Raw genomic sequence first — 25,483 nt, 5'->3', positions numbered from 1 at the left:
GGTATGGGATAAATGAGCGACTATAAACTGACTTTGAATTTGCCGGAAACTGAGTTTCCGATGCGTGGTAACTTAGCTAATCGCGAACCAGACATGTTAAACCGCTGGACGCAAGATGGGCTGTATCAACACATTCGCGACAGCCGCAGTGGTCGTAAGCCTTTCATTTTGCATGATGGCCCTCCTTATGCGAATGGTGATATTCATATTGGTCATTCAGTTAATAAAATCCTTAAAGACATCATTATCAAGTCTAAAACCATGTCAGGTTTTGACGCACCATATATTCCTGGCTGGGATTGCCACGGTTTACCAATCGAGTTGAAAGTAGAACAAAAGGTGGGTAAACCAGGTCAAAAAATCTCTGCTGCAGAGTTTCGTGAAGAATGTCGTAAATATGCCGCTGTGCAAGTAAACGGTCAGCGTGATGACTTTATTCGTCTTGGTGTACTTGGTGACTGGCAAAACCCATACCTAACCATGGACTACTCGACTGAGGCGAATATTGTTCGTTCACTTGCTAAAGTGATTGAAAGTGGTCATTTGCATAAAGGTGTTAAACCTGTTCATTGGTGTACTGATTGTGGTTCAGCACTGGCTGAAGCGGAAGTTGAGTATGAAGATAAGACATCGCCTGCGATTGATGTTGCCTTTGAAGCCACTGATAGCGGAGCAATAGCAGCTAAATTTGGTGTCGAGCATTATTCGCACCCAGTTTCGATGGTTATTTGGACTACAACACCTTGGACGTTACCAGCCAACCGTGCTTTATCATTAAGCCCTGAATTAGATTACAGCTTAGTGGAATACACCAAAGACGGTGTTACTGCAGCGGTTATTCTGGCTGAAGTGTTAGTTGAATCATGTGTTGAACGTTATGCTTTTGAGTCGCATAAGGTTTTAGCTAACATTAAAGGTGCTGAGCTTGAGCTAACCCGTTTCAAACATCCATTTTTAAACTTTGATGTACCGGCTATTTTAGGCGATCACGTTACCACGGATGCGGGTACGGGTATTGTTCATACCGCCCCAGGTCATGGTCAAGATGACTTTGTTGTTGGTCAAAAGTACGGTTTAGAAGTGGCTAACCCTGTTGGTGATAATGGTGTTTACAAGGCTGACACTGAATTTTTTGCCGGTCAGCATGTCTTCAAAGCGAATGATAATGTAGTCGCGCTTTTGAAAGAAAAAGGCGCTTTAGTTCACCATGTTGCGTACCGTCATAGTTACCCGCATTGCTGGCGTCACAAAACTCCAATCATTTTCCGCGCAACACCGCAGTGGTTTATCTCAATGGATAACAATGGCTTACGCACCCAAGCGTTAGCGGAAATTGACAAAACTCAGTGGTTGCCTGATTGGGGACAAAGCCGTATTGAAAAAATGGTCGAGAACCGTCCAGATTGGTGTATTTCTCGTCAACGCACTTGGGGCGTGCCCATTACACTATTTGTACACCGTGAAACTGAAGAGTTACACCCAGATAGTGTCGCGCTAATGGAGCGTGTTGCACATCGAATAGAGCAGCAAGGTATTCAAGCTTGGTGGGATTTAGATGATTCAGAACTACTCGGTGAAGATGCGGCTCAATACCGTAAAGTAACGGACACTTTAGATGTATGGTATGACTCAGGCTCAACCTTCTCATCTGTGGTAGCATCACGACCTGAATTTCAAGGCCATGAAGTTGATTTATACCTAGAAGGTAGCGATCAACACCGTGGTTGGTTTATGTCATCCTTGATGATTTCAACGGCTATGAATGGCAAAGCGCCATATAAGCAAGTGTTAACCCATGGTTTTACCGTTGATGGTAAAGGTCGCAAAATGTCTAAATCTATCGGTAACGTCATTGCACCATTGCAAGTGACCAACAAGTTAGGTGCCGATATTTTACGTCTATGGGTTGCGGCTACTGACTACAGTGGTGAAATGACAGTCTCTGATGAGATTTTGAATCGCAGTGCAGATGCGTATAGACGTATTCGTAATACTGCGCGTTTCTTATTGGCTAACTTAAATGGCTTTAACCCTGAAACCGATATGGTTGCACCACAAGATATGGTGGCTTTAGATCGTTGGGTTCTTCGTCGTACTGAAGCATTACAAAATGAAATTATTGACGCATATGAACAATATAATTTCCATTTAGTGACCCAAAAGTTAATGCAGTTCTGCTCAGTTGAGTTAGGTGCGTTTTACTTAGACATCATTAAAGATCGCCAATATACCGCTAAGCAAGATGGTAATGCACGCCGTAGTTGTCAGTCGGCTTTATTCCATATTGCTGAAGCGATGGTTCGTTGGATCACTCCAATTCTTAGCTTTACTGCTGATGAAATTTGGCAGTTACTGCCAGGTGAACGTGAAAAATATGTGTTCACTCAAGAATGGTATCAAGGTCTTGAGTCAGTCACTCTTGATTCCGATTTGAGTGATGATTACTGGCAGCAATTATTATCAGTGCGTAACGAAGTGAATAAAGTGATTGAGCAAGCACGCCGTGATAAGCGTATTGGTGGATCGTTAGAAGCTGAAGTTACTTTGTATGCAGATAAAGCATTAGCAACTGAACTTGCCAAACTAGATGATGAATTACGTTTCGTTTTATTGACATCTAAAGCGTTAGTTGCTGATATCAGCACCGCGCCACAAGACGCTGTCGAGACTGAATTAACAAGCCTTAAGCTAGTCGTTGTGAAAAGCGAAGCACACAAGTGTGAACGTTGTTGGCATCACCGCGAAGAAGTTGGCACCATTGAATCTCACCCAACATTATGTCAGCGCTGTGTGACAAATATTGAGGGTGAAGGTGAACAACGCGAATTTGCATAAGGGAAAAGCGCTATGAGTTCTGCTCCATTAACTTGGAAAGACAGTGGCTTGCGTTGGTATTGGTTAGCTGTGTTGGTATTTTTTGCCGACCAGCTATCAAAACAATGGGTATTGGATAATTTTGAGTTATATGAATCAATCCAATTGCTGCCATTTTTTAATTTTACTTATGTGCGTAACTATGGCGCAGCCTTTAGTTTTTTAAGTGAAGCTGGTGGCTGGCAACGTTGGTTTTTTGCCATCATTGCGGTTGGCTTTAGTACAATACTAACGGTTTGGTTACGCAAGCAATCTCATCAACTATTGCGTACCAACATAGCCTATACACTGATAATCGGTGGAGCACTGGGCAATCTTATTGATCGTTTAATGCACGGTTTTGTTGTCGACTTTATTGATTTTTATTGGAAAACTAGCCATTACCCAGCATTTAATATTGCCGATTCAGCAATTTTTATCGGTGCTGTATTGATTATTTGGGAAGCCTTTAAGCCCGATGTTGCTCAATCAGAGCAGGAGCAAACAAAGTGACCGATTTAAATAAAGCAGATGTTCAGGCCATTGTTTGCCATATGAATATTTTGTTAGAAGATGGCTCAACCGCTGATAGTACAAAAGCATCAGGTAAACCAGCCAGATTAAACCTGGGTGATAACAGTTTGAGCCCTGCTTTTGAAGCGCAAATTAAAACGCTAAAAGAAGGTGATAAGCATACTTTTACCCTTAAGGCGAAAGATGCATTTGGTGAGTCAAATCCTGATGCAATTCATCATATGGATAGAAGTCGCTTCCCTGCAGATATGAAGCTTGAAGCTGGGGTTATCGTGAGTTTTGCAGGCCCAGGTGGCAGTGAAATTCCAGGCATTGTGCGAGAGACCTTGGGCGATTCAATTACCGTGGACTTAAACCACCCACTTGCAGGACACAATATTACTTTTGAATTAGATGTTGTTAAAGTAATGACTGAGTAAAAGGTATTTTATGCTTAAAGTTGACCCTACTTCTGCTGAATTAAGCATTTTATTAGCCAACCCGCGCGGTTTCTGTGCTGGTGTTGATCGTGCTATCAGTATTGTTGAGCGAGCTCTTGAGTTATTTGAGCCCCCGATTTATGTACGACATGAAGTGGTTCATAACCGTTACGTGGTACAAAATTTAAAAGATCGCGGCGCGATATTTGTGGAAGAGCTAGATCAAGTGCCTGATAACTGTATTGTGATTTTCAGTGCTCATGGCGTATCGCAAGCTGTACGTAAAGAAGCTAAAAAACGTGGACTTAAAGTATTTGATGCCACCTGTCCGTTAGTCACTAAAGTACATTTGCAAGTGACGCGAGCCAGTAGAAAAGGAGTTGAGTGCATCTTAATTGGTCACGAAGGGCATCCTGAGGTGGAAGGCACAATGGGTCAGTACGATAACCCAGAGGGCGGTGTTTACTTAATCGAGTCCCCAGAAGACGTTGATAAGCTAGTCGTTAAAGACCCTGAAAACTTATGCTTTGTTACCCAGACAACATTATCTGTTGATGATACGTTAGATATTATCGCAGCGCTGCAAAAACGCTTTCCGTCAATCGAGGGGCCGCGTAAAGATGATATCTGTTACGCAACTCAAAATCGGCAAGACGCAGTGCGTAATTTATCAGTAGATGCTGATTTATTAATTGTAGTGGGCTCTAAAAATAGCTCAAACTCAAATCGCTTACGTGAGTTAGCTGAAAAGTCGGGTACTGAAGCTTACTTAGTCGATACTGCAGCAGATGTAGATTCAGCATGGTTTAAAGGCGTTAGTAAGGTTGCTGTTACCGCTGGTGCATCTGCGCCTGAAGTTTTAGTGCAGCAAGTGGTAAATGCAATAGCTAATCATGCGCCTAGTGTGATCACTGAAGTTGAAGGACGTAAAGAAGATGTCGTTTTTGCGGTACCTGCAGAACTAAGATAATGACTTTATTAGCAGTTATAGCTGCAGAATAAAGTTGTAACAAAAACCACACAATTGTGTTAGGATTGTCTAAACAAACCCAGTACTAAGCATACTGGGTTTTTTTGTGCTTGCTTGTAAACAAGCTATACTTAAGTGTTAGATTTTTTGTTTATAAAAGTTTGCTTTAAACCTGCTGGAATGTTGATGAATTGTCAGTTAGTATTGTTGAGTTTTATAATGCTAAGTTAAAGATTTTTAAGCGTAAATTGCAGTATTAATCGTCAATAATGTGACGATAGTTGGAGGCTTGACACATGTCACCTAAAAGGAATGGATTTTCCTTAATTGAAGTTATGGTATCACTAGTCATTCTGGTGATAGGACTTATTGGTATTTTTAATCTTCACATTGTTGCCAAAAAGGGCAGCTTTGAATCCTTTCAGCAAACCCAAGCTTCTTATTATGCCAATGATATTATTAATAGAATGAGGCTAAATGTGTCTCAATTGGCAAGTTATTCTGGGACTTATAATGGTTCGCTGTCTTCTACTAAAGCCTGTGATGTAGCCGTTGGAGCTAATAGTATCTGTTCAAATGTTGAAACTCGTTTGTGGGATTTGTATCAATGGGAGCGTTCGTTCCAAGGTGATAACGAAATATCTAATGAAATCGGGGTTGGTGGATTAGATAGCGCAACGGCGTGTATCAGTGTTTCAGGAAGTGATGTGTCTGTGGTTATGACTTGGAGAGGGATTAGAGAAACCTCTGATGGTGGTGCAGATAGAAGTCAAGCAGTTAAAGAATGTGGTGTCTCAGATAAAAGGCGGCGCGCTTATGAGATTAACACGGTTATTATGTAGGAACTTAAATGCGTATTTATCATAACAGTCAAGCCGGGTTATCACTTGTTGAGCTAATGGTAGCAATGCTAATTAGCTTATTTTTAACGGCTGGCATTTTTACTATGTTTAGTATGTCTTCAAGCAACGTCACCACAACTACGCAATTTAGCCAACTTCAAGAAAATGGTCGTATTGCACTAGCCATTCTAGAAAGAGATTTAAGCCAACTTGGCTTTATGGGTGATGTAACGGGTACAGATTTTGTTTTTAATGTAAACGCAACCGTATCAGCAACAATTCCAACAAGTGATTGCATAGGTGGCGGGATAAACAACAGAAGTTTTCCAATTAACCAGCCTGCGCATTTTAGACGATTATGGGGTTATGAGGCAGATGTTAGCCCCTTTGAATTAGCTTGTATTAGTCCTAATAGTAATACTGATGTAATACAAATTAAACGGCTGGTAGGGCCTGATGTGCTTGCCGCAGACATGACCTCAACACGATACTATGCTGCAGCCACTTCTAACCAAATCGAGTTTTTTGATGGTGGCGCTACTCCCCCTGCTTTATTCAACAGTCGAATTTGGGAGTACCAACACCATGTTTATTTTATTGAAAATGAGGGTGATATTCCTGTTTTAAAACGTCGAACCTTATCAACCGGTAATGGCATGAATAATGAGGAGCAGCTAGTCGAAGGTATCGAGAATATGAGAATTCTATATGGTTTTGACAGTAATGGTGATGATACCGCTGATAGTTATATGCCGGTGCAAAATGTTTCTTCATTGATGTGGGATAATGAGTTGTTTCAACGTTTGGTTGCTTTGAGGGTATATTTGCTGGTTCGTTCTACATCTCAAGATAGAAGTTATACCAATGATGTGACATATCAGCTTGGTGATAAAGAGATAGCACCATCAAATGATAATTACCGGCGCAAAATTGTGTCAACAACCGTGGTTTTAGCTAACCCTATTATTATTCGAAACTAAGGTGATATACATGAATATTAAGCTAAAACACCAACAAGGTATTGTATTGTTTTTCTCTTTAATTGTGCTGGTTATGATGACTGTTATTGGTGTGGCTTTGGCTGTTAGTTCTACGCAATCTCTAAGAATGTCTGGTGCAGGCTCAGAAAGAGTTGAAGCGATGGCAGCTGCCCATGGTGCACTTGAAAATGCAATTAAAAATTCGAGTGGCGCGGGGTTTGTAACCATGGATATGGACAATGGTATGACCATTACAGATGCGACTTTAGGGGTGAAAAGCTCAGTAAAAGCGTTAACAAAAGCTGACGTGAATTGTCAGCGAAGTGCTGATGCATCGAGTGGTGATTTAATCAAGTGCATCAGAATACAAATTGAAAGTACCGCAGAGTTTGGTCGAGATAATTTAGGTAGTTTAACAACCGTTAATGGTGTTGAACAAGAAGTGCTGAACATTAAATAGTGTTCAATATCACTGGAGTTTATTATGAATATTCGAAAGTTAGCTTGTACATTTTTGGCAGCAACGCTTGTCATGTCCTCGCTGAGTTTTGCCGATGATACAGAACTTTATGTTTATGAATCGACTGTCCGTACTGGAGCTCGCCCACAGGTTCTGATTATTTTTGATAACTCAGGGTCAATGAAAACCATTGAAGAAGATGCGGTTAAGGGCTATAACCCAGATCAAGTCTATCCCGCTGTCGGCAACGAAAATGCCTTACAAGAGCGGATGGTTTATTTTACCAAGGGCGGAATTGATAACTCAGCCTTACCTGTACCAGATAGCCCATCTGAAAGTCGTCGTTTTCTTGCTGAAATTAACGGTTGTGAATCTTCTTGGGAGTATCTCGACAAATACGGTATTTTTACAGGCTTTTTCCGGGAATACACTTTCTCCGGTCAAAATGGTACCTGGAGTGAAGTGCCTGATAACAATGGCGCAAACATTGAAATTTTAGATTGTTTTGAAGATATCGACGCAATCAAATTTAAGAATGCTGATGGACAACCTCTTGGCTTACCTGTCGATAGCCAAGGTAATAAGCAAAATCCTGTTCGTTATTCTGAAGTTAATGAAAGTTCAAGCCCATCAGAAATTGAGAATGCAATTAAAGCCGCCAAGTTAACCGCTTTTGGTACCGGACAACCTCTGACCTTGTATACAGATAATTATCTGCGTTGGTTTAATGGTGACCAAGAGTTAGTGCCCAAATCTCGATTAGAGATTGCGAAAGAGGTGATTACTAATACTATTGTGACCACGCCAAGTGTTGATTTTGGTATGGCAGTATTCAATATTAACTTCCGAAATGAAGGTGATGCAGATGGCGGACGCATAGTTTCTGGAATTAAGACAATGACAGATGCCAGTAAAATCTCACTTTTAGATACAATTGCCGATCTTGATTCTGAAACGAATACACCATTATGCGAAACCTTATATGAGGCCTATAGCTACTTTGCCGGAAAAAGTGTCACTTTTGGAGATAAAGACAAAAAACCATCTGACTATAGTTATACACCAAATACCCCTCCAAGGGATAGAAGTATTGAAAACTCAGGGGTTTACGTATCGCCATTCAATAAGTGCCAAAGCCGAGCTTATGTCGTTTATATTACTGATGGTGCACCGACATTAGATCAGAATGCCGACAGCTTAATTAAAGCATTGCCTGGAGTTAAGCAAACGGGGTTTGTGAATGAAAATCCGAATTTTACTAACTTTTTGCCTAATTTAGCAGGATGGATGAACACAAATGATGTTAATCCAAATTTAGCAGATAACCAACATGTCACCACTTACACAATTGGTTTTAGTGACGGTGCTGATGATGCGGCAGCGTTATTGCTAGAAACTGCAAAGCAAGGTGGTGGGGAGTATTATGCCGCTAAGAATGCATCTGCTTTGCAAGTGGCATTACAGAAAGTATTTAGTGATATTTTAAAAGTAAATGCCAGTTTCACAGCGCCTTCAATTGCCAGTAATAACTTTGATAGAACAGAGACGTTTGACTCTGCTTATTATGGGATGTTTTTTCCTAATAAAGGGCCAAGATGGACTGGGAATCTAAAAAAATTCAAAATTACTTCCGATGGTTCAATTGTAGATAAAAAAGGTGTTAATGCCATTGCTTCTGATGGTGGCTTAAAGTCTTCTGCATGTTCTTATTGGACACCTGATTCTGTTTGTAATTCTGCCACAGATGGCGGTGATGGCAATGATGTTTCATTAGGAGGGGTTGCTTATAATTTAGCTCAGCAAGCTCAACGCAAACTTTATATGAATTTTGGCGACACATTAAAAGATTTTACCAAACAAAATGCTGCAAGTTATGCTGGTGGTGAAGATGATCTGGCTGATTATATGGCGGTAGCAGTAGATGAGTTATCTAATACATTTGATTGGGCTGCAGGTAAGGATGTTGACGATGACATACCTAACTCTTCAGTTAGGACCGATATTTTCGGTGACCCGCTCCACTCTAAACCCTTGGCGATTAATTTAGGTACAGCAGGTAGTCCTGATATACGGGTAATTGTTGGAACCAACCATGGCTTCTTACATATGTTTAAAGACTCTGGGGACAGTGTGTCTGAGAGCTGGGCATTTATGCCGTACGAGTTATTACCTAATGTAAAAGAACTGCGTGATAATTTCCCCACTGGCGTTCATTCGGTTTACGGAATGGATAGTTCGCCAGTCGCATATATTAAAACGGGTGAAACCGGTATTGAAAAAGCCTGGGTATTTGTTGGTATGCGCCGTGGTGGTAAATCTTACTATGCAATTGATGTAACATCACCTGATGCCCCTAAGTTTATGTGGAAAGTCGATGCAAATTCAGATGGCTTATCTGAGCTAGGTCAAACTTGGTCTGAGCCTGTTGTTGGTCTCATTCCAGGCTGGCCAGCAGGTAATACTAATCCTGAAAACGCCAAGCCTGTTATTATTGTCGGAGCGGGATACGCCCCTTCAACCAAAGACGGTTCAGCAGTTGGTGTTGATGATACTAATGCCAGAGGGGTTTTCATATTAGATGCTGAAACAGGCAAGCTTGTAAGATCGTTCACCCCTACATCGGGAACTAATAATACAATTCTGACAGGAATTGTTGATAGTGTACCTAATAAAGTCGCGGTTTTAGACTCTAACAGTGATGGTCTGATTGATCGAATTTATGCTACCGATACTGGTGCTAATGTTTGGCGTATAGATTTACCTAGTGCCTCACCAACATCAAGTGATGGTTTTTGGTCTGCGTTTAAGTTTGCTGAGTTAGGAGGCGATGCCATAGAATCTGATCGTCGCTTTTTTGCTGGTGCGACAGTTGCTCAAACAGTCTTTACCAATGTGACAGAAATTACAGTAACAGACCCTGCGGGAGGAAGTTCAACAACCACTAAGTCATATCAAAATGTACCTTATGATGCTGTGGTAATTGGCTCTGGTCATAGGCCTCACCCAAGCGATCGAATTAGAAATGATAAGTTTTATACACTACAAGATAGAAATGTAATTACAAAATCATTTGGCGGAGCGTCAAGTAATAAGATCCCTGATCCAATCACACTTAATCAGTTATATGATGTTACCAGTGCTGCGCCAACTACTGATGCTGAACAGCTTAATTTTGGCCAAAAGTTAGGTTGGTATTATAGTCTTCCGTCAGTTGGTGAAAAAAGTTTGTCAGCGGCTTCTATTGTGAGAGGCAAGGTTTATTTTACCTCTTATGTACCTGCAGATACGACTGTGACTGATCAATGTTTAGCCGAAGGTCAAGGTAATCTTTATGTGTTTGACTTACATAAAGGTGGATTATTCAAAACGTGGAAAACAGGGACTTTTATTCCGCCAGAAATTCCACCTGTGATTCCACCTAAACCACCAAAAGATCCCGATGACCCTGATGAACCTGAACAGCCGACAGATGACGGTAAAATCTATTTGATTGTTGGCTGTGGGGAATCCGACGGAGTTGATTGTAAAGGTACCATTGAAGCAGGTAAAACACTTGGTGTTAACAAGATTTATTACCATATTGAAGAGTAGAGTATGAAATATCGGCAGGGTTTTACATTAATTGAAGTCATGATAACAGTGGTTATTGTTGGGATTTTGGCATCCATTGCATATCCTAATTATACGCAGTATGTTGCAAGAGGGGCTAGGGCGGATGCCTTAGCCGGCTTAATGAATGTCTCTAATCTCCAAGAGCAATATTATTTAGACCATCGAGCCTATACTGATGATATGACTAAATTAGGTTTAAGTGCTGATCCTTGGCTTGTTGAAAACAAACATTACAAAATTGACTCTGCAATCAATGGTGCAAGTTTTGTTTTGACCGCTACAGCTGAATCAATCCAAGCCGGAAGAGATCCTGACTGCAAAAAGATTGAGCTATCGTCAACAGGTGCTAAATCACCAGAGGAGTGCTGGTAATGAAGTATGTAGCTTTATTATTTACCTTGTGCTTTGCATTAAATGCACAAGCTAATAATTCGAAAGAAGAATATAAATGCCTTTTAGAGACAACTACCGGAAGCCAAATTGGTTTTTATAATTGGAAAAGAAATCAAGTAAAAAGTAAAAGTCAGTTACTGGTTGCTAAAAAAATAAAGTCAGATAAGAAAAATGCATACATTAAAGATGTGATTGAATGTGTGCCTTTAAATGAAGATTTTAGCAGTGCTGATGCTAAACGTATTGATAAAGCTACAGTGAGATAAAAAAATGAGCCTAATGGGCTCATTTTTTTAACAACTCTTGCCATCTGTTCCAAAAGTAACTTTTCCGCTTGTTAGAATAGATATACTTTTGGAATTACTAGATTTTCCACCAGGGCAATAAATTATCTCTCCACCAGAAGATAGGCCATCTGGTGAAAAAGTAATAATAGATGATGGACCACTAATATCATCTTGAGAGTTAAATGAATTAATTGTTCTTAACTCAACTTCTTTATTATCTCTATCTACCGCAAATACACGAATACCGTCTTGCCAATCATTGCTAGATTTGCAGGATGTGTCTGAAGCTCTTGCACATACTGACACTGTTGTACCATAACTAACGGCTTGATTTCGGGCAAAAGACATTAAATTTAGGACGTTTTCGGCATTATTATTGGCTCTTATTCCTTCGTAAACACTAGTTAAAGACGGCACAGCAACCCCAATTAAGATTGCTGCAACAGTAATTGTGACCATCAATTCAACCAGTGTGAACCCATGACTATATTTATTCATTTTAAATCCTTAATGTGACTACTATTGAGTATAACAAATAGTGGCATGAAGGCGATAAATGATGTCTAGGATTGAATTACTTTTTACAACTTATGCTTTTCTTAGTTGAAAACCTTGCTCTACCAGCTTGGTTAATAATGATGGCTTTTGAATATGGACTAGTATGTTCTTTAGGACAGTAAATAAGTGTTCCATTTGTTCCTGATGCTAACCCATCAGGTTGAAATCGAATGGCTTTTCGATTGTATTGGACAATATCCTCATCATGAAATGGATTCATTATGTGAATAATTTTATCATTGCCTTCTAATTGAAACTTTTTCCCGGAATCAGTAAACACTGCTAAACCTAATTGCCAATCAGTTGAACATTGATTTTCAACGATAGGGCAAACCGTTACTGGAATATTATAATTAATTGCGATATTTCTCGCTAAAGTGACAGTATGCTGAATTGCCTTTATATTACTTTCGGATCGTACTTGTAGTTGAATTGCCTGCAGTGAAGGTAAAGCAATAACTGCTAGTGCGCTCATAATGACCATTGTGGTGACTAATTCAACTAAATTGAAACCCTGATGTTTTAAAATGCTTTGCATGCTATAACGTCCTTTGTTGTAAATAAAATTGCCACATCCTGTGGCGCAAGCAATAATTATAGCCATTGATTAAGTTTTTGCCCGAAAAGCGCGTTTTAAATTAAGTATAAATAGCTGCAGAAACTGACATTTCTTTAGCGTAATATGTTTAAAAGTTGAATTTTTTACGATATAAATCAATGTCTATAATAACTTTAGATATACTTATGTACCGTAATTGCCTGTGAATGGAGAAAAGAATGAAAAAAGTAGAAGCCATTATTAAACCGTTTAAATTAGATGATGTGCGCGAATCACTGGCTGAAATCGGTATAACGGGTATGACAGTTGCCGAGGTAAAGGGATTTGGTCGTCAGAAAGGACATACTGAGCTATACCGTGGTGCTGAATACATGGTCGATTTTTTACCTAAAGTGAAAATTGAACTTGTGATTCAAGATGAATTATTAGAGCAAGCTATTGATGTGATTGTAGATACTGCAAGAACAGGCAAAATTGGTGATGGTAAAATTTTCGTCACTGATGTTGAGCGTGTTATTCGTATTCGTACTGGTGAAGAGAACGAAGAAGCGGTTTAAACTGTTATTAAGCCCTTTATTCTGAGTTTACAGTTGTTGATAAAAAATGCCTCATATGAGGCATTTTTTATGGGCGAAATAGTCGATACAAACTGGTTTTGCGTATTACGATTTAGGTGAAGCCGAAGAGTCTCTTATCACCGGACGCGGGGTAAATACTTTCATATTGGTGCTGTTTTTTTCTCGGCGTCTTGCAATCAATAGTTCCGTCGCAATCTGGGCAATTTCGATATTGGGTTGATGAACTGTGGTCAATTTGGGCCAAGTTTGGCGTGAAAATGGGCTATCTTCAAAGCCGACAATGGATAAGTCAGTAGGGATATCAAGACCTGATAATCTAGCTGCAAATAAGGCGCCAGCCGCAATTTCATCGTTACAAGCGACAATGGCAGAAGGGCGGTTCTTCATTGCAATTAGCTTGTTTGCGCCCTCAACACCAGAGTCAAAAGAGTACTTACCATCTAAAATCCATTCCTGATGTACATCAAGATTATTATTACTTAATGCGTGTTTAAAGCCTTGAAGTCGCTCTTTAGTGGATTCATGTTGTTGGTCTCCACTTAAAAAACCGATGTGCTTGTGACCCAAATCAATTAAATGTTGGGTAATTTCCACAGCGCCATGACGGTCATTAACCAATACAGTTAGGCCGTTGTTATTGGTGATTTCATCTCCTGCGATAATGCGAACATAGTTTGCATTTATGCGGTCAAGTGCGGCCAGTATTGCAGGGTTTTCAGACATGGGTGGCGTTAACACTAATCCGGCCAAACGTGAATGCTGAACCATAGTAGTGAGTTCATCACAAATAGTGGTTGATTTGGCGTTACAAGGGTGAATAAGTAATTCAAAGCCCTTTTCTTTACATGCAGACAAAATACCATTTTGCATATCAATTATGTAGTAGGCATTCGGGTTGTCATAAATAAAGCCAATAACATAGGAGCTTGTGCTTGCAAGATTGCGCGCAGCAACATTAGGTTGGTAGTTTAATGCAGCAATGGCTTGGTTAACCTTATCTATGGTTGCTTGTTTTACCGATGGCTCTTTATTGGTCACACGGGATACAGTTTTTATCGACACGCCAGCATATTTGGCTACGTCATTTATGGTTACTTTCATTTAAAAAGCTCTTTTCAGGCGAAACTACCTTAGATGATCCCCCAATTTGGATCATTTAAGGTGGCGATTTGTATGCTAATAGTGCGAGTTTTTCGTTTAATAGGCAATCATCAATTTAACAACAGGTAAGATGTGTGTGATTTTTAGATAAAATTAATATTTGTTTTATTTTTGTTAAATTAATTTAAGTTGTTGTTTTAGCATATTTTTATGAAGTGTTTGTTTTGGTTGAGAGAATATTTCGGTTAAAAATATCGCGTTATTAGTTATTTTGTTGTGGCGTCACTGTTAAATATTGTGTAATGTTTGTTCTAGACATGACAGCGTTGTCATTCCTTCTGGAATGGTTATGTAAACTAAAAACATAATAAAGTTATGAAAGGGAAACGAAGATGCGACCATCAACCTTTAAAAGAAATGTACTAGCGACTAACATCGCAATCCTACTTGGCAGTGTTGTTTCTGTTGGCGCTATCGCTGCAGATGAAGTTGTTGTTGACGACAACATTGAAAAAATTGAAGTTCGCGGTATGCGTGCGTCAATGAAAGCTTCTGTGAATGAGAAGCGTTTTTCAAACTCAGTTGTTGATGCAGTCACTGCAGAAGACATCGGTAAATTTCCTGATGGTGACGTTGGGGAGTCATTAGGCCGTATTCCTGGTGTTGCGGTAAGCCGTCAATTTGGCCAAGGTCAAGGTGTATCAATTCGTGGGGCTTCAAGCAGTCTAACGCGTACACTACTTAATGGCCACACAGTTGCATCTACCGGTTGGTATGATCAGCAAGCGATTGACCGCAGCTTTAACTACAGCTTATTACCATCTGAAATGGTTGGCGGTATTGAAATTTACAAGTCATCTCAAGCTGATCTTCCTGAAGGCGGCGTTGGCGGAACCGTGATTGTAAAAACACGTAAGCCACTTGATTTAGATGCTAACTCATTATTTTTAAGTGCTAAAGGCGACTATGGCACAATTTCAGAAGAGACTGATCCTGAGCTTTCTGGCTTATATAGCTGGAAAAATGAAGAAGAAAATTTTGGCTTCCTTCTTTCTGGTGCTTATTCAGAAACCGCTTACCAACGTAATGGCATTGAGTCATTAATTGGTTGGGGTGAAATTGTACCTACCACATTTGAACAAGAGCGTGAGCGCACAGCAATCAATGGCTCATTCCAATATAGCCCAACTGATAACTTAAGTTTTGGTCTAGACATTATGAGTCTAGATATGAAAGCGAACAATGCTAACACTTCTTTGTTTGTAATGTTCCCAGATGATAAAGACCAAGCGTGTGAAAAGCGTAACTCTTTAGGTACCTGTACTTTTTATCGTCGTGACGGAAATGGCGCTAACCCTGGTTGGGCACAAACTTGGGCTCGTCAAGCCAGCATGGACTCAAATACTTACGACTTCAATTTTGAATACGAAAACGACAACTTTACTCTTGAAGGTCGTGTAGGTAACACCAAGTCTGAAGGTGGTACAGATTTAACTGCTAACTATGGTTTCTGGTTAGGTACAGCTGCTGATTATGCTGGTACTTATGATGCAACTGGCAAAATCATTAAAATTGATATTGCTAATAAAAACTTCACTGCAGATGACTTTGGTGATCAATTATCACCAGCGGGTTGGGCATTGAAAAAGCAACCAAACTCTGATGAAGAAACTTATGCACAATTCGATTTCACCATTCCAGCAGATTTAGGCGCGATAACCTCATTTAAAACCGGTATCCGTTATGCTGATCATGACGTTAGCACCTTAACTCTGCCAGCTAATGTGAGATCAGATATTGTTGCTAAAGACGCATCAGCTTACTATGGCGGTCAAGTTTCATCTGGTGCAGGTTTTACACTACCTAAGCCTAAAATGGATGCCATGTTACGTGATGCTAAAGCGGCAATTGATGGTTTCTCTAAAGATGGAGCTGTTTACAAGTCTGGTTACGGCACCATCAATGAAGAAAACTTATCATTATATTTAATGGCGAATTTCGAAGCAGAAGGCATGCGTGGTAACTTCGGTTTGCGTTACATTTCAACAGATGCATCATCTGATTACTATGAATTACAAGCCGATGGCACTTATGCTGATGAGTTAAGTACTAAGAAAGCCAGTTACGATGATGTGTTACCAAGCATTAACATTGCCTTTGATGTTGCCCCTGATGTAATTATTCGTACTTCAGCTTCGCAAGTCATTTCACGCGCCAACTATGCTGATATGTTTGCTTCATCTGCACTTGTTGGTTACAGCGATGGCACAGCCGGTAACGAGGTTGTCAACACAGGTAACATTGCTCTTGAGCCATTTAAAGCCACTCAAGCAGATTTAGGGGTTGAATGGTACTTTAGCCCAGACGGATTAATGGGGATTTCTTACTTCATTAAAGATGTGAGCTCATTTGTAACATCTTCGCAAACCTTAAATGAAAGTATTGGTATTATTGACCCTGATTCAGGTGAAGATAACTGGACTGTTTCGGGTAAAAAGAATGGTACAGGTGGAAAAATACAAGGTTTCGAACTGCAAATTCAAGATGGTTTTGACAACGGTTTAGGTTACTCTGCTAACTACACCTTTGCTGATTCAGATGCGGCAGCAGAAAACTACCCAGATCAAGTAAGTGTTTTCTCAGATTCTTCTAAGCACACAGTTAACTTAGTAGGCTACTATGAGATGAATGATTTCTCAGCTCGTGTTGCTTATAACTGGCGTAGTGAGTACATGATGCGTGAGTTACCAGGCTTCTATGGTAACCGTCAACACCAAGATTTTGGTACCTTAGATTTAAGTGCTAGCTACAACATTACTGATTACTTAGGTATCACATTTGAAGTGGTTAACTTACTTGAAGAAGACAGCGTTCAATTAGGTGTTGCACCAGATGATGCTGAAGTTAAACCTGAGCTAAAAGGTGGCTACCCAGCTTGGAGCTTTGAAGGTGAGGCGCGTTACAAGTTAGGTGTTAACTTACGCTTCTAATCTGTTAGAGATAATTAAAGCCCAGCCTATGCTGGGCTTTTTTATATGGCAATAATTTTTACTACCAAGCATAGTCGGTATTTGGTCATAAAATTATTTTCGATAAGCGGATGTTATTAATAAAATAAGCTGCCATTTTCGAATTTTTTATAAACTAGCATGTCCTTCTATTTACTCAATTTGGTATAAGATAGGTAACCGTATGACAATTAAATCAATCGCAATTGTGGGCGGCGGCACGGCCGGATGGCTGGCTGCTAATCATTTAGGCAAACGTTTGGCGAATTGCGGCTTTCAAATTACTTTAATTGAATCACCTGACATTCCTACCATTGGCGTGGGTGAAGGTACGGTTCCCGCTATTCGTAAAACGCTGCAAAGTTTTGGCATTAGTGAAACAGAATTTATTAAGCGTTGTGATGTCACCTTTAAGCAGTCAATTCGATTTCAAAATTGGTTAGATAAAAATCGCCATGGCAAAGATAATTTTTATCACCACTTATTTGACCCACCATCTGCTTTTGGTGATGATTTAACCGACTACTGGTTGAACGACTCGACCTGCGCCTATGCTCAAATGGTGTCGAGCCAATTCTCTGTATGCGAAGCAGGACTTGCACCAAAACTTATCACCACACCAGAATATCAAGCCGTACAAGGTTATGCTTATCATCTAAATGCAGCCAAATTTGCTCTTCTTTTGGCTGATAATGCCCAAGACAAATTTCAAGTTAAACATATTAAAGCCAATGTTATCGATACCAAATTGCACCTTGATGGCAGTATTAAGTCGTTAGTGCTAGATACCTTGGGTGAGCAACAATATGATTTTTATATTGATTGTAGTGGCTTTGAGTCAATCTTATTAGCTAAGGCACTCAAGGTGCCGTTTGTTGATAAATCAAAGCAGCTATTTGTTGATAAAGCGATTGTGGTCCAAGTACCAACTGGGGTAGAGGCAGATATTCCGCCATTTACTAAAGCTACCGCCCATCAAGCGGGCTGGATTTGGGATATTGCATTAACTGAACGACGAGGTGTGGGGTTAGTCTATTCACATGCTCACATGGATGATAGCAGTGCTGAGCAAGAGCTTAATCAGTACCTTGGCGGGCAGTTAGACAAATATAATTATCGTCAAATTCCGATGAATGTCGGTTATCGTCAACAATTTTGGGCTAAAAATTGTGTTGGATTAGGTTTGGCTCAAGGTTTTTTAGAACCGATTGAAGCTACATCTATAATGCTTACCGACTTCGCAGCAGGCTTTTTGGCCAATCGTTTTCCGACGGATAGAAATCAATGTGAAAGCCTTGCTAAGCGCTTTAATCAAACCATGGCCTACGCATGGGAGCGAGTAGTCGAGTTCGCAAAGTTACATTATTGTGCATCTGACAGAAATGATTCTGATTTTTGGCATGATAACCGCAACCCTAATACCATTCCTGAAGGTCTACAAACTAAATTAGCGTTATGGCGGTCATACACTCCATTGTCAGAAGACTTGTTCTCTAAATTCGAAGTGTTTAATTTAGAAAACTATCTGTATGTTTTATATGGAATGAAATTTAATACAAAAGTGTTAAAACTCGATGCTCAATCACTAACTAATGCCAAACACCATGCCGACAAAATTAGCCAACGTGCAGACCAATTAATAGGCCATTTGCCAAAGCATCGTGAGTTATTAAATAAAATTTATCGCTATGGATTACAAAAGGTCTGATGAAGATAACTGCGACTTTTGCCTGTTATTTAGTCAAGTAGTCGCTAAAAGTGTAAAAAATGACACTTGCAGCTTGAAAAAGCTGACTAACTTGGTAGTTTCAGATATCAAAATAGTAAGAAACACGATATAACAATAACTATCAACTGAATTAACAGTTATCACATTGAAAGAGAAGCGCCTCAAGGAGCCCAAATGTCAAGCCAGATCACGCTATTAGAACAAGCTAAACACGGTCAATTAAAGATTAAAGCCAGCGATTTTTCTCATATAGCCGACCAACATATAGTACCAGTAACGTTGCACGAAATTGGCCGTGCAGCCACTGAATACCCAATTGTATTTGTTAAAAACAATGAAACCGGTGAGTTTCAATCTGTTGCTATGTTAGGCCTAAAACCAGGTCAAAACCTTAGCGTTAAAGATGGTAAATGGGTTGGTTTATATATTCCTGCTGTTGTGCGCGATTATCCATTAGGTTTAGTACTAAACCCAGAAGTGAAAGACAAAGTGTGGATTGGCATTCGTGAAGGAGCTAATGAAGTTAGCAAAGAAGAAGGTGAAGCCTTATTTGATGGTGAAAAAGAAACTCCATATTTAGAAGCGCGTAAAAAAGCGTTAATCACCAACTTTGAGCAAGATCAAGCAACCCGTGGCATTTTGGGCTTCTTAGCAGAAAAAGAGCTGTTGATCAGCCAAACATTAACCGTTGATGTAGCGGGTGAAAAACGTAATATCAATGGTCTATATATTATTGATGAGCAAAAGCTTAACGCCTTGTCTGACGAAGACTTTTTAGCGTTAAAACAACGCGGTTTACTCGGCCCAATTTTTGGACACTTAGGCTCGTTAAACCAAGTTAATCGTTTAGCTCGTATGGAAGTATTAGGGCGCTAGTGAGTCGCTTAAATACTAAAGCTAATGGCGCCTTTCGGCGCCATTTTTGTATTTGAGGTTTAATGTTCTGTCTGCGTTTGTGTAATCAATCAAAGTAAATAAATGAACAGAGATGGCGAAAAGGAAATGGACGGGATGAGGCAGCCTTTGCGATAAGTAATTATTTTACAAAAAATAATGCTGTTGACAGGTTTTCGTAAACTTAAATGATGAGTTATTTATTACCATAGCTAGTAGCATCAATGTCATTATTCAATCTGATGTATCAAGATATACACCCATCATGCTCATTAGTTAATCACCAGCATCACACTGCCGGTAAAGATAATCCAAAATGAGAAAAACAATTTAAGTTTGGTTACCGAAAACAGTAGGGCAATTCTTTTCGCAATTAAACCGCCAATTAAAGCACCCGGGCCTGCAAATAATAGTACTTCAAAGTTAGCTAGTGACTGCTCACTTAAGGTTATCGGTGTTGCTGACCAAACGGTAATTGCGCTGACAACAACACCTGTAGCGATAGATAATTTGGTGCAGTAGCCTCGCAGCATTAAGTAAATAACAATAATCTCACCCACACCTACAGATAGCCAAGCCGTGATAATCCCACCGATAAAACTGACTCCGCTTAATGCTAGACCATCGATGATTAAGTGTTTTTTTGTGGGTTGTCTAGTTTGATTTATAGATCTTAAACTATTGAAAATAATGACTAAGCCTAGACTAATAGAAAATAAACTAAAACTAAGATGTAACGATACAGGAGCTGTAAAGTGGTTGATGTGACTAAACCATAACCCTGCTATTGAGAAGAGTGCACAACACAATACGAAGGGCACAAAGCCATGCCACTCACGATTTTTATGATGTTGTTTACGGTAATAGTGTATCCACGTTAGCGAGCCTGCGGTCATGCCAAAACATTGGATTAAAAAAGAGGTACTAATCGCTTCTTGTGGACTAAAAGCCAATGCAGAAAACGCCGGAATAAAAATAACTCCTCCACCTGCACCCGATGAATTGGCAAAAATAGCGCCGATAACACCGAGTAAAATAAAGCCGCCATGGCTAAAAACCAGTTGGGAAAAGTTATCTGTTTTTAATGCCCATTGCAGCCAAAGTATAAAAAGTAGACTGATGGCAACAATAATGCCAGGAGGGAAACGGGTAAAAAAATGCTTAGTTAAGGCCAGCATAAAGAGTAGTCATCGCATAAAAACTGTAAGTGGTGATTATCCTACCAGTGACTTGTTGGCTTGTCATGAGCATATTGTTAGCAGGTTGCGACTAAATGTGCGTGTAATGTAAGTATTAAGTCAATGAAATTAAAAGGTAAAAAATTAAGTTGATTATATAAAGTACTAAAAATGTCAAAAAGTTATAGATCTTAGTTGAAAACTTAGGTAAGTTAACAGATGACAGCGTTGTCATTGCTTGTGGAAATGTTGTTGTTAAGGTCAGTATAATGTGGAAGAGGTCTCTGCATTATGCATTTATAGTGAATGTGCGGTCGGGCGTACATTGGCTATTTTATATACTTTTATTCTCTCCCCAGATATGAGTATAGGCTGGGCACATTTTTAATGGCCCAGCTTTTTTTTACTTAAAATCCACAGACTTTGGTAACAGACCTCTTAGTCGCACTACTATTTAGATTGCAAGACTTAAGGATGAAATCAGATCCGTTTGATATAAAATCTCAACTGGTTGTCACAGTACGCTAGGGAATGAACAAACAAGTAAACCAGAATTACAACCCATATAAAAATAACAATATAAAGCCACTTCACAACAAGACTGAAAAGGAATAAGAGGACGTTATGAAAACAACTTGGGCACTCAGTGCCATTATGATGTCATTAACCATGGCGGCATGTTCTCCGGTGGATTCAAATTCATCCAATGGCTCTGTTCAAGCTAATGAGGTGGCCACATCTGAACACTGGTATGCTGAAAGTGTAAAGAAGTTCGCTGATACTGTTTTAATCAAATACCGCTTAGTGACAAATCTTCCCCAAGAAGCTTGCCCTGAAAATGCTAAACCTGACGAACGCTGCTTTATTGCTGAAATCGACTTTACCAGTAACAACGATATGCTGCTGGGAAATTGGGAAATCTATTTTAGCCAGATGCGACCTGTTCAAACCGTTTTATCTGATGAATTCAATATTGAGCGGGTTCAAGGTGATTTACATCGCATAACTCCAAGCGATAAGTTCAAGGGCTTTAAAGCTGGTATCACTAAAACATTGCGTTTTCGTGGCGAGTTATGGCAATTATCTGAAACAGATGCCATGCCTAATTACTATATTGTGGCCAAAAATCAGTATGGTGAAGCGTTAGCTCCGCAAATTATTGCCAGTACTCAATTACAAATCGATGCTGAAACGGGTATGGAAGTGCGACCTTATGTTGAAGATTTTGTTGATGCTAAAAGACAATATCAGCGCAGTGAAACAGATAAGTTAGCGTGGGCTAAGTCTAGTGTGTTGTATGCTAACAATCAGTCAGTCTCTCCAAATGCCGAATTAGCCATTAATTCCATTTTACCTACACCAACAAAACAACTTATTGCAGCCGACGGAGCCGCAGTGTCGTTGCAAGCAGGTATAGATATTGATGATACCAATTTCAGCCAGTTGGGCCTTGATCAACTGGGCATTCAAGCGGCAGTTGATCGCTTAGCTAAAATAGGTGTTAGCCAGCAAAAGGGCGGTGTTAAAGTCAGTTTTAATTCACTCGGTGGATCACAAGTTAACAAAGCGGGTTCATATGAGTTAGCCATTGACCAGAAGGGAATTGAGGTTAAAGCCAATGATGTGAGTGGTTTTAGCTACGCTATTGCTTCATTAACTTCGCTTATCAACCCAACTACCTTAACGGTTAATTCAATGAAGATTGAAGATGAGCCAAGGTATGATTTTCGTGGTATGCATGTGGATGTGTCACGTAACTTTCACAGTAAACAGTTTATGTTGGACTTAATTGATCAAATGGCAGCCTATAAGCTGAATAAACTGCATTTGCATATGGGGGATGATGAAGGCTGGCGATTAGAAATTGATGGTCTGCCAGAATTAACCAATGTGGGCAGTAAGCGTTGTCATGATTTGGCTGAAAACAGTTGCCTCTTACCTCAGCTTGGCAGTGGGCCATTTGCAGATAGTAAGGTGAATGGTTATTACAGCAAAGCAGATTATATTGAAATTATTAAATTTGCTGACGCACGCCAAATTCAGGTCATCCCGTCGATGGATATGCCTGGGCATTCTCGTGCAGCCATTAAATCAATGGATGTTCGCTACCGCAGTTTGATGGCCAAAGGCGAGGTCGAAGCCGCCAATGAGTATTTACTTACCGATGCTAATGATCCGACCGAGTATTCTTCTGTTCAGTATTACAATGACAACACATTAAATGTCTGCATGGAGTCGACTTATCATTTTGTCGATAAAGTGATTAGCGAAATTGCAGCCCTGCATCAACAAGCGGGCCAGCCATTAACAACTTATCATATTGGCGCTGACGAAACCGCCGGTGCTTGGCTTGAATCACCCATTTGTAAAGCGTTTATTGCGAATAACACTTATGGTGTAACTGATATCAAGCAAGTGGGTGCTTACTTTATCGAACGTGTCGCCAATATGTTAGCTGAAAAAGGCATTCAACCCGCTGGCTGGAGTGACGGTATGAGCCACACCAATGTGGCCAATATGCCGAAAAACTCACAAAGCAACGTTTGGGATGTGATTTCTCATAAAGGTTATCAGCGAGCTCACCAGCAAGCCAATAATGGCTGGACCACCATTTTGTCTAATCCTGAAGTGCTGTATTTTGATTTTCCTTACGAGGCTGATCCTAAAGAGCATGGTTATTATTGGGCAACTAGGGCATTAAATAGTCAGCATATATTTAGCTTTATGCCGGGTAATTTACCCGCTAATGCTGAACAGTGGTTGGATATTGAAGGCAATCCATTTGAAGCCGATGATAGACCGAAACTGGATGACAAGGGGCAGTTAATTAGCGGCCCGTTGACAAATGGTGCGCAGTTTAGTGGTATTCAAGGCCAACTTTGGAGCGAAACCTTAAGAAGTGACGAGCTGGTGGAATATATGATCTATCCTCGGTTATTAATGCTTGCCGAACGTGCTTGGCACAAACCAAGTTGGGAAGTGCCATACCAAGCGCAAGGTGCGGTTTATAATCAAACAACTCAACACTTTAGTGCTTCAATGCGTCAACAACAAGCAGAGCAATGGCAGCGTATTGCTAATCATCTAGGCCACAAAGAACTACTCAAGCTAGATAAGGCCGAAATTGCATATCGTGTGCCTACCGTTGGCGCCAAAATTGAGAATGGTCAGTTGTTTGCCAATATTGCTTTTCCTGGGTTACAAATTGAATATCAACAACAAGGCAAAGGGTGGCAGCCTTATCTGCAACCCGTTGCGGTAGACGGTGAAGTGCATGTGCGTGCTGTTTCTGCCGACGGCAAGCGCAAAGGCAGAAGCTTATTGGTTCAGTAAGCAATTGAACAGTTAACGATTTAAACCGCTAATGAGAGATTGTTAGCGGTTTTTTCGTTAGATAGATGAAATTATGAATATTTTTTAGTTGCAAGCTTATGTTATAAAAGAAGAAATATACAAATATTATAGCTGGGCATACTTTTACAAAAAAAGTAATGACAACGCTGTCATTTTAGGTGTAACATGGTTGCAACTTATTCATAGGCTTAATTAGAATCAACAAAAAATAAGCTTCAAACTGAATACTGAGAGGGAAGTCATGGGTACCACTCAACCTAGCAATTCACAGCTTTATATTGGTATTGATGGCGGCGGCAGTAAGTGTCGTGCCACCATCTATACAGCAGAACATCAACAGCTTGGTACCGGTGTGGCTGGGCGTGCTAACCCGCTTCATGGGCTAGAGCAAACTTTCCAATCCATTACTGAATCAACTCACCTTGCTCTTGCTGATGCGGGGTTAAGTGCCGACGACAGCGTAAAACTTATCGCAGGTTTAGGTTTGGCTGGGGTTAATGTTGGTCATTTTTATGAGCAAATTGCCAGTTGGCAACATCCTTTTAAGGCCATGTACCTTACCACCGATTTGCATACTGCTTGTATTGGGGCGCATAACGGTGAAGATGGGGCGGTGATTATCACCGGAACAGGCTCTTGTGGTTATGCCCATGTTGGAGACAAAAGTGTTAGCCTGGGTGGTCATGGTTTTGCTTTAGGTGATAAAGGTAGCGGCGCATGGTTAGGCTTAAAAGCTGCCGAACATGTGCTACTGCATTTAGATGGATTCGCTTGTGCAACCGCACTGACGCAGCAATTACTTAATCATTTTCAAGTCAATAATGCCATAGGCATTGTTGAGCAATTGGCCGGTAAATCATCCAGTGTTTATGCCAAATTAGCGCGTATTGTGCTTTTAGCGGCGAATGAAGGAGATGAGGTTGCCATTGCCATTGTTAAAGAAGGATCGCAGTACATCAGCGAGCTTGCTAGAAAACTCTTTGCGATTAACCCAACTCGATTCTCAATGATAGGTGGTTTAGCTGAGCCACTATTACCTTGGCTAGATAGTGATGTAGCAAGCAAGATTTCGCCATCATTGTCTCCACCAGAATTTGGCGCCTGCTTATTTGCTCAAAAACAACATATAGGTTAGTCAGTGGCTTAAACAAAAGTGATAAAAATATTTAAGTGA

Annotated in this window: 20 protein-coding genes; 16 read left to right on the top strand and 4 right to left on the bottom strand. The window is 40.2% G+C overall.

Annotated features, from left to right (window positions below):
- Nucleotides 1-12 precede the first annotated feature (12 nt).
- The 10 genes from ileS to HBH39_RS12460 all read left to right on the top strand — a co-directional run bounded on the left by ileS (nt 13) and on the right by HBH39_RS12460 (nt 11,329).
- The gene (gene ileS / locus HBH39_RS12505) at nt 13-2,835 is read left to right on the top strand and encodes an isoleucine--tRNA ligase (RefSeq protein ID WP_167678754.1); all 2,823 of its coding nucleotides are present in this window, start codon (nt 13-15) and stop codon (nt 2,833-2,835) included.
- 12 nt (nt 2,836-2,847) lie between these two features.
- Entirely contained in the window at nt 2,848-3,366 is a 519-nt protein-coding gene (lspA, locus tag HBH39_RS12500) for a signal peptidase II (RefSeq protein ID WP_167678752.1), read from the top strand.
- Nucleotides 3,363-3,806: an FKBP-type peptidyl-prolyl cis-trans isomerase gene (gene fkpB, locus HBH39_RS12495; protein WP_167678750.1), complete on the top strand. Its 444-nt coding sequence runs from the start codon at nt 3,363-3,365 to the stop codon at nt 3,804-3,806. The genes lspA and fkpB overlap by 4 nt, the downstream gene beginning before the upstream one ends.
- A 10-nt stretch (nt 3,807-3,816) precedes the next feature.
- Nucleotides 3,817-4,776: a 4-hydroxy-3-methylbut-2-enyl diphosphate reductase gene (ispH, locus tag HBH39_RS12490; RefSeq protein ID WP_167678748.1), complete on the top strand. Its 960-nt coding sequence runs from the start codon at nt 3,817-3,819 to the stop codon at nt 4,774-4,776.
- Nucleotides 4,777-5,072: 296 nt separating this feature from the next.
- Nucleotides 5,073-5,618 carry a type IV pilus modification protein PilV gene (gene pilV / locus HBH39_RS12485; protein ID WP_167678746.1) on the top strand — a complete coding sequence of 182 codons (546 nt, stop codon included), beginning with the start codon at nt 5,073-5,075 and terminating at the stop codon, nt 5,616-5,618.
- An 8-nt stretch (nt 5,619-5,626) separates the two neighbouring features.
- Nucleotides 5,627-6,598, top strand: coding sequence for a PilW family protein (locus tag HBH39_RS12480; RefSeq protein WP_167678744.1), 972 nt, complete (start codon nt 5,627-5,629; stop codon nt 6,596-6,598).
- Nucleotides 6,599-6,608: 10 nt separating this feature from the next.
- Entirely contained in the window at nt 6,609-7,058 is a 450-nt protein-coding gene (locus HBH39_RS12475) for a pilus assembly PilX family protein (protein ID WP_167678743.1), read from the top strand.
- 24 nt (nt 7,059-7,082) lie between these two features.
- Nucleotides 7,083-10,649, top strand: coding sequence for a pilus assembly protein (locus HBH39_RS12470; protein ID WP_167678741.1), 3,567 nt, complete (start codon nt 7,083-7,085; stop codon nt 10,647-10,649).
- Between the two features lie 3 nt (nt 10,650-10,652).
- Nucleotides 10,653-11,042, top strand: a complete 390-nt coding sequence (locus tag HBH39_RS12465; protein ID WP_167678739.1) for a type IV pilin protein — start codon at nt 10,653-10,655, stop codon at nt 11,040-11,042.
- Nucleotides 11,042-11,329 (top strand): TapY2 family type IVa secretion system protein, encoded by a 288-nt coding sequence (locus tag HBH39_RS12460; RefSeq protein WP_208764158.1) that lies wholly within the window; start codon nt 11,042-11,044, stop codon nt 11,327-11,329. Before HBH39_RS12465 ends, HBH39_RS12460 begins: the two co-directional genes overlap by 1 nt.
- Before the next feature lie 27 nt (nt 11,330-11,356).
- Here HBH39_RS12460 and HBH39_RS12455 read toward each other — a convergent pair whose 3' ends face one another.
- Complete coding sequence (locus tag HBH39_RS12455) at nt 11,357-11,848, bottom strand: GspH/FimT family pseudopilin (protein WP_167678736.1); 492 nt, start codon at nt 11,846-11,848, stop codon at nt 11,357-11,359.
- A gap of 76 nt (nt 11,849-11,924) precedes the next feature.
- Nucleotides 11,925-12,446, bottom strand: a complete 522-nt coding sequence (locus HBH39_RS12450) for a GspH/FimT family pseudopilin (RefSeq protein WP_208764157.1) — start codon at nt 12,444-12,446, stop codon at nt 11,925-11,927.
- 239 nt (nt 12,447-12,685) lie between these two features.
- Between HBH39_RS12450 and glnB the strand changes: the two genes are divergently transcribed.
- Complete coding sequence (glnB, locus tag HBH39_RS12445) at nt 12,686-13,024, top strand: nitrogen regulatory protein P-II (RefSeq protein ID WP_167678734.1); 339 nt, start codon at nt 12,686-12,688, stop codon at nt 13,022-13,024.
- Nucleotides 13,025-13,129: 105 nt separating this feature from the next.
- On the opposite strand, the gene HBH39_RS12440 is transcribed toward glnB, so the two are convergent.
- Entirely contained in the window at nt 13,130-14,146 is a 1,017-nt protein-coding gene (locus HBH39_RS12440; RefSeq protein WP_167678732.1) for a LacI family DNA-binding transcriptional regulator, read from the bottom strand.
- A 392-nt stretch (nt 14,147-14,538) separates the two neighbouring features.
- On the opposite strand from HBH39_RS12440, the gene HBH39_RS12435 reads away from it, so the two are divergent.
- From HBH39_RS12435 to HBH39_RS12425, 3 genes are all read left to right on the top strand, one after another.
- Nucleotides 14,539-17,136, top strand: coding sequence for a TonB-dependent receptor (locus HBH39_RS12435; RefSeq protein ID WP_167678730.1), 2,598 nt, complete (start codon nt 14,539-14,541; stop codon nt 17,134-17,136).
- Nucleotides 17,137-17,338: 202 nt separating this feature from the next.
- Nucleotides 17,339-18,862 (top strand): tryptophan halogenase family protein, encoded by a 1,524-nt coding sequence (locus tag HBH39_RS12430; protein ID WP_167678728.1) that lies wholly within the window; start codon nt 17,339-17,341, stop codon nt 18,860-18,862.
- Between the two features lie 195 nt (nt 18,863-19,057).
- Nucleotides 19,058-19,759, top strand: coding sequence for a SapC family protein (locus HBH39_RS12425; RefSeq protein WP_167678726.1), 702 nt, complete (start codon nt 19,058-19,060; stop codon nt 19,757-19,759).
- A 290-nt stretch (nt 19,760-20,049) separates the two neighbouring features.
- Here the strand turns inward: HBH39_RS12425 and HBH39_RS12420 are convergent, their stop codons facing one another.
- Nucleotides 20,050-20,955 carry a sulfite exporter TauE/SafE family protein gene (locus tag HBH39_RS12420; protein ID WP_167678724.1) on the bottom strand — a complete coding sequence of 302 codons (906 nt, stop codon included), beginning with the start codon at nt 20,953-20,955 and terminating at the stop codon, nt 20,050-20,052.
- Between the two features lie 624 nt (nt 20,956-21,579).
- On the opposite strand from HBH39_RS12420, the gene HBH39_RS12415 reads away from it, so the two are divergent.
- Together HBH39_RS12415 and nagK are read left to right on the top strand one after the other, a co-directional pair.
- Nucleotides 21,580-24,288, top strand: coding sequence for a family 20 glycosylhydrolase (locus HBH39_RS12415; RefSeq protein ID WP_167678722.1), 2,709 nt, complete (start codon nt 21,580-21,582; stop codon nt 24,286-24,288).
- Nucleotides 24,289-24,550: 262 nt separating this feature from the next.
- Nucleotides 24,551-25,444 carry an N-acetylglucosamine kinase gene (nagK, locus tag HBH39_RS12410; RefSeq protein ID WP_167678720.1) on the top strand — a complete coding sequence of 298 codons (894 nt, stop codon included), beginning with the start codon at nt 24,551-24,553 and terminating at the stop codon, nt 25,442-25,444.
- Nucleotides 25,445-25,483 lie beyond the last annotated feature (39 nt).

The organism is Shewanella aestuarii (assembly GCF_011765625.1).
GTDB classification, from domain to species: domain Bacteria; phylum Pseudomonadota; class Gammaproteobacteria; order Enterobacterales; family Shewanellaceae; genus Shewanella; species Shewanella aestuarii_A.
Note: the sequence above shows the minus strand (reverse complement) of the source record. Positions and strands in the feature narration are given on the sequence as shown.

What these genes read in the sequence shown, in the direction of transcription:
- nagK (WP_167678720.1), top strand. Translation starts at nt 24,551, where the DNA reads ATGGGTACCACTCAACCTAGCAATTCACAGCTTTATATTGGTATTGAT.
- HBH39_RS12460 (WP_208764158.1), top strand. Translation starts at nt 11,042, where the DNA reads ATGAAGTATGTAGCTTTATTATTTACCTTGTGCTTTGCATTAAATGCA.
- HBH39_RS12420 (WP_167678724.1), bottom strand. Translation starts at nt 20,955, where the DNA reads ATGCTGGCCTTAACTAAGCATTTTTTTACCCGTTTCCCTCCTGGCATT.
- ispH (WP_167678748.1), top strand. Translation starts at nt 3,817, where the DNA reads ATGCTTAAAGTTGACCCTACTTCTGCTGAATTAAGCATTTTATTAGCC.
- HBH39_RS12425 (WP_167678726.1), top strand. Translation starts at nt 19,058, where the DNA reads ATGTCAAGCCAGATCACGCTATTAGAACAAGCTAAACACGGTCAATTA.
- HBH39_RS12415 (WP_167678722.1), top strand. Translation starts at nt 21,580, where the DNA reads ATGAAAACAACTTGGGCACTCAGTGCCATTATGATGTCATTAACCATG.
- HBH39_RS12455 (WP_167678736.1), bottom strand. Translation starts at nt 11,848, where the DNA reads ATGAATAAATATAGTCATGGGTTCACACTGGTTGAATTGATGGTCACA.
- HBH39_RS12440 (WP_167678732.1), bottom strand. Translation starts at nt 14,146, where the DNA reads ATGAAAGTAACCATAAATGACGTAGCCAAATATGCTGGCGTGTCGATA.
- HBH39_RS12435 (WP_167678730.1), top strand. Translation starts at nt 14,539, where the DNA reads ATGCGACCATCAACCTTTAAAAGAAATGTACTAGCGACTAACATCGCA.
- ileS (WP_167678754.1), top strand. Translation starts at nt 13, where the DNA reads ATGAGCGACTATAAACTGACTTTGAATTTGCCGGAAACTGAGTTTCCG.
- pilV (WP_167678746.1), top strand. Translation starts at nt 5,073, where the DNA reads ATGTCACCTAAAAGGAATGGATTTTCCTTAATTGAAGTTATGGTATCA.
- HBH39_RS12465 (WP_167678739.1), top strand. Translation starts at nt 10,653, where the DNA reads ATGAAATATCGGCAGGGTTTTACATTAATTGAAGTCATGATAACAGTG.
- HBH39_RS12475 (WP_167678743.1), top strand. Translation starts at nt 6,609, where the DNA reads ATGAATATTAAGCTAAAACACCAACAAGGTATTGTATTGTTTTTCTCT.
- HBH39_RS12430 (WP_167678728.1), top strand. Translation starts at nt 17,339, where the DNA reads ATGACAATTAAATCAATCGCAATTGTGGGCGGCGGCACGGCCGGATGG.
- lspA (WP_167678752.1), top strand. Translation starts at nt 2,848, where the DNA reads ATGAGTTCTGCTCCATTAACTTGGAAAGACAGTGGCTTGCGTTGGTAT.
- HBH39_RS12470 (WP_167678741.1), top strand. Translation starts at nt 7,083, where the DNA reads ATGAATATTCGAAAGTTAGCTTGTACATTTTTGGCAGCAACGCTTGTC.
- HBH39_RS12450 (WP_208764157.1), bottom strand. Translation starts at nt 12,446, where the DNA reads ATGCAAAGCATTTTAAAACATCAGGGTTTCAATTTAGTTGAATTAGTC.
- glnB (WP_167678734.1), top strand. Translation starts at nt 12,686, where the DNA reads ATGAAAAAAGTAGAAGCCATTATTAAACCGTTTAAATTAGATGATGTG.
- HBH39_RS12480 (WP_167678744.1), top strand. Translation starts at nt 5,627, where the DNA reads ATGCGTATTTATCATAACAGTCAAGCCGGGTTATCACTTGTTGAGCTA.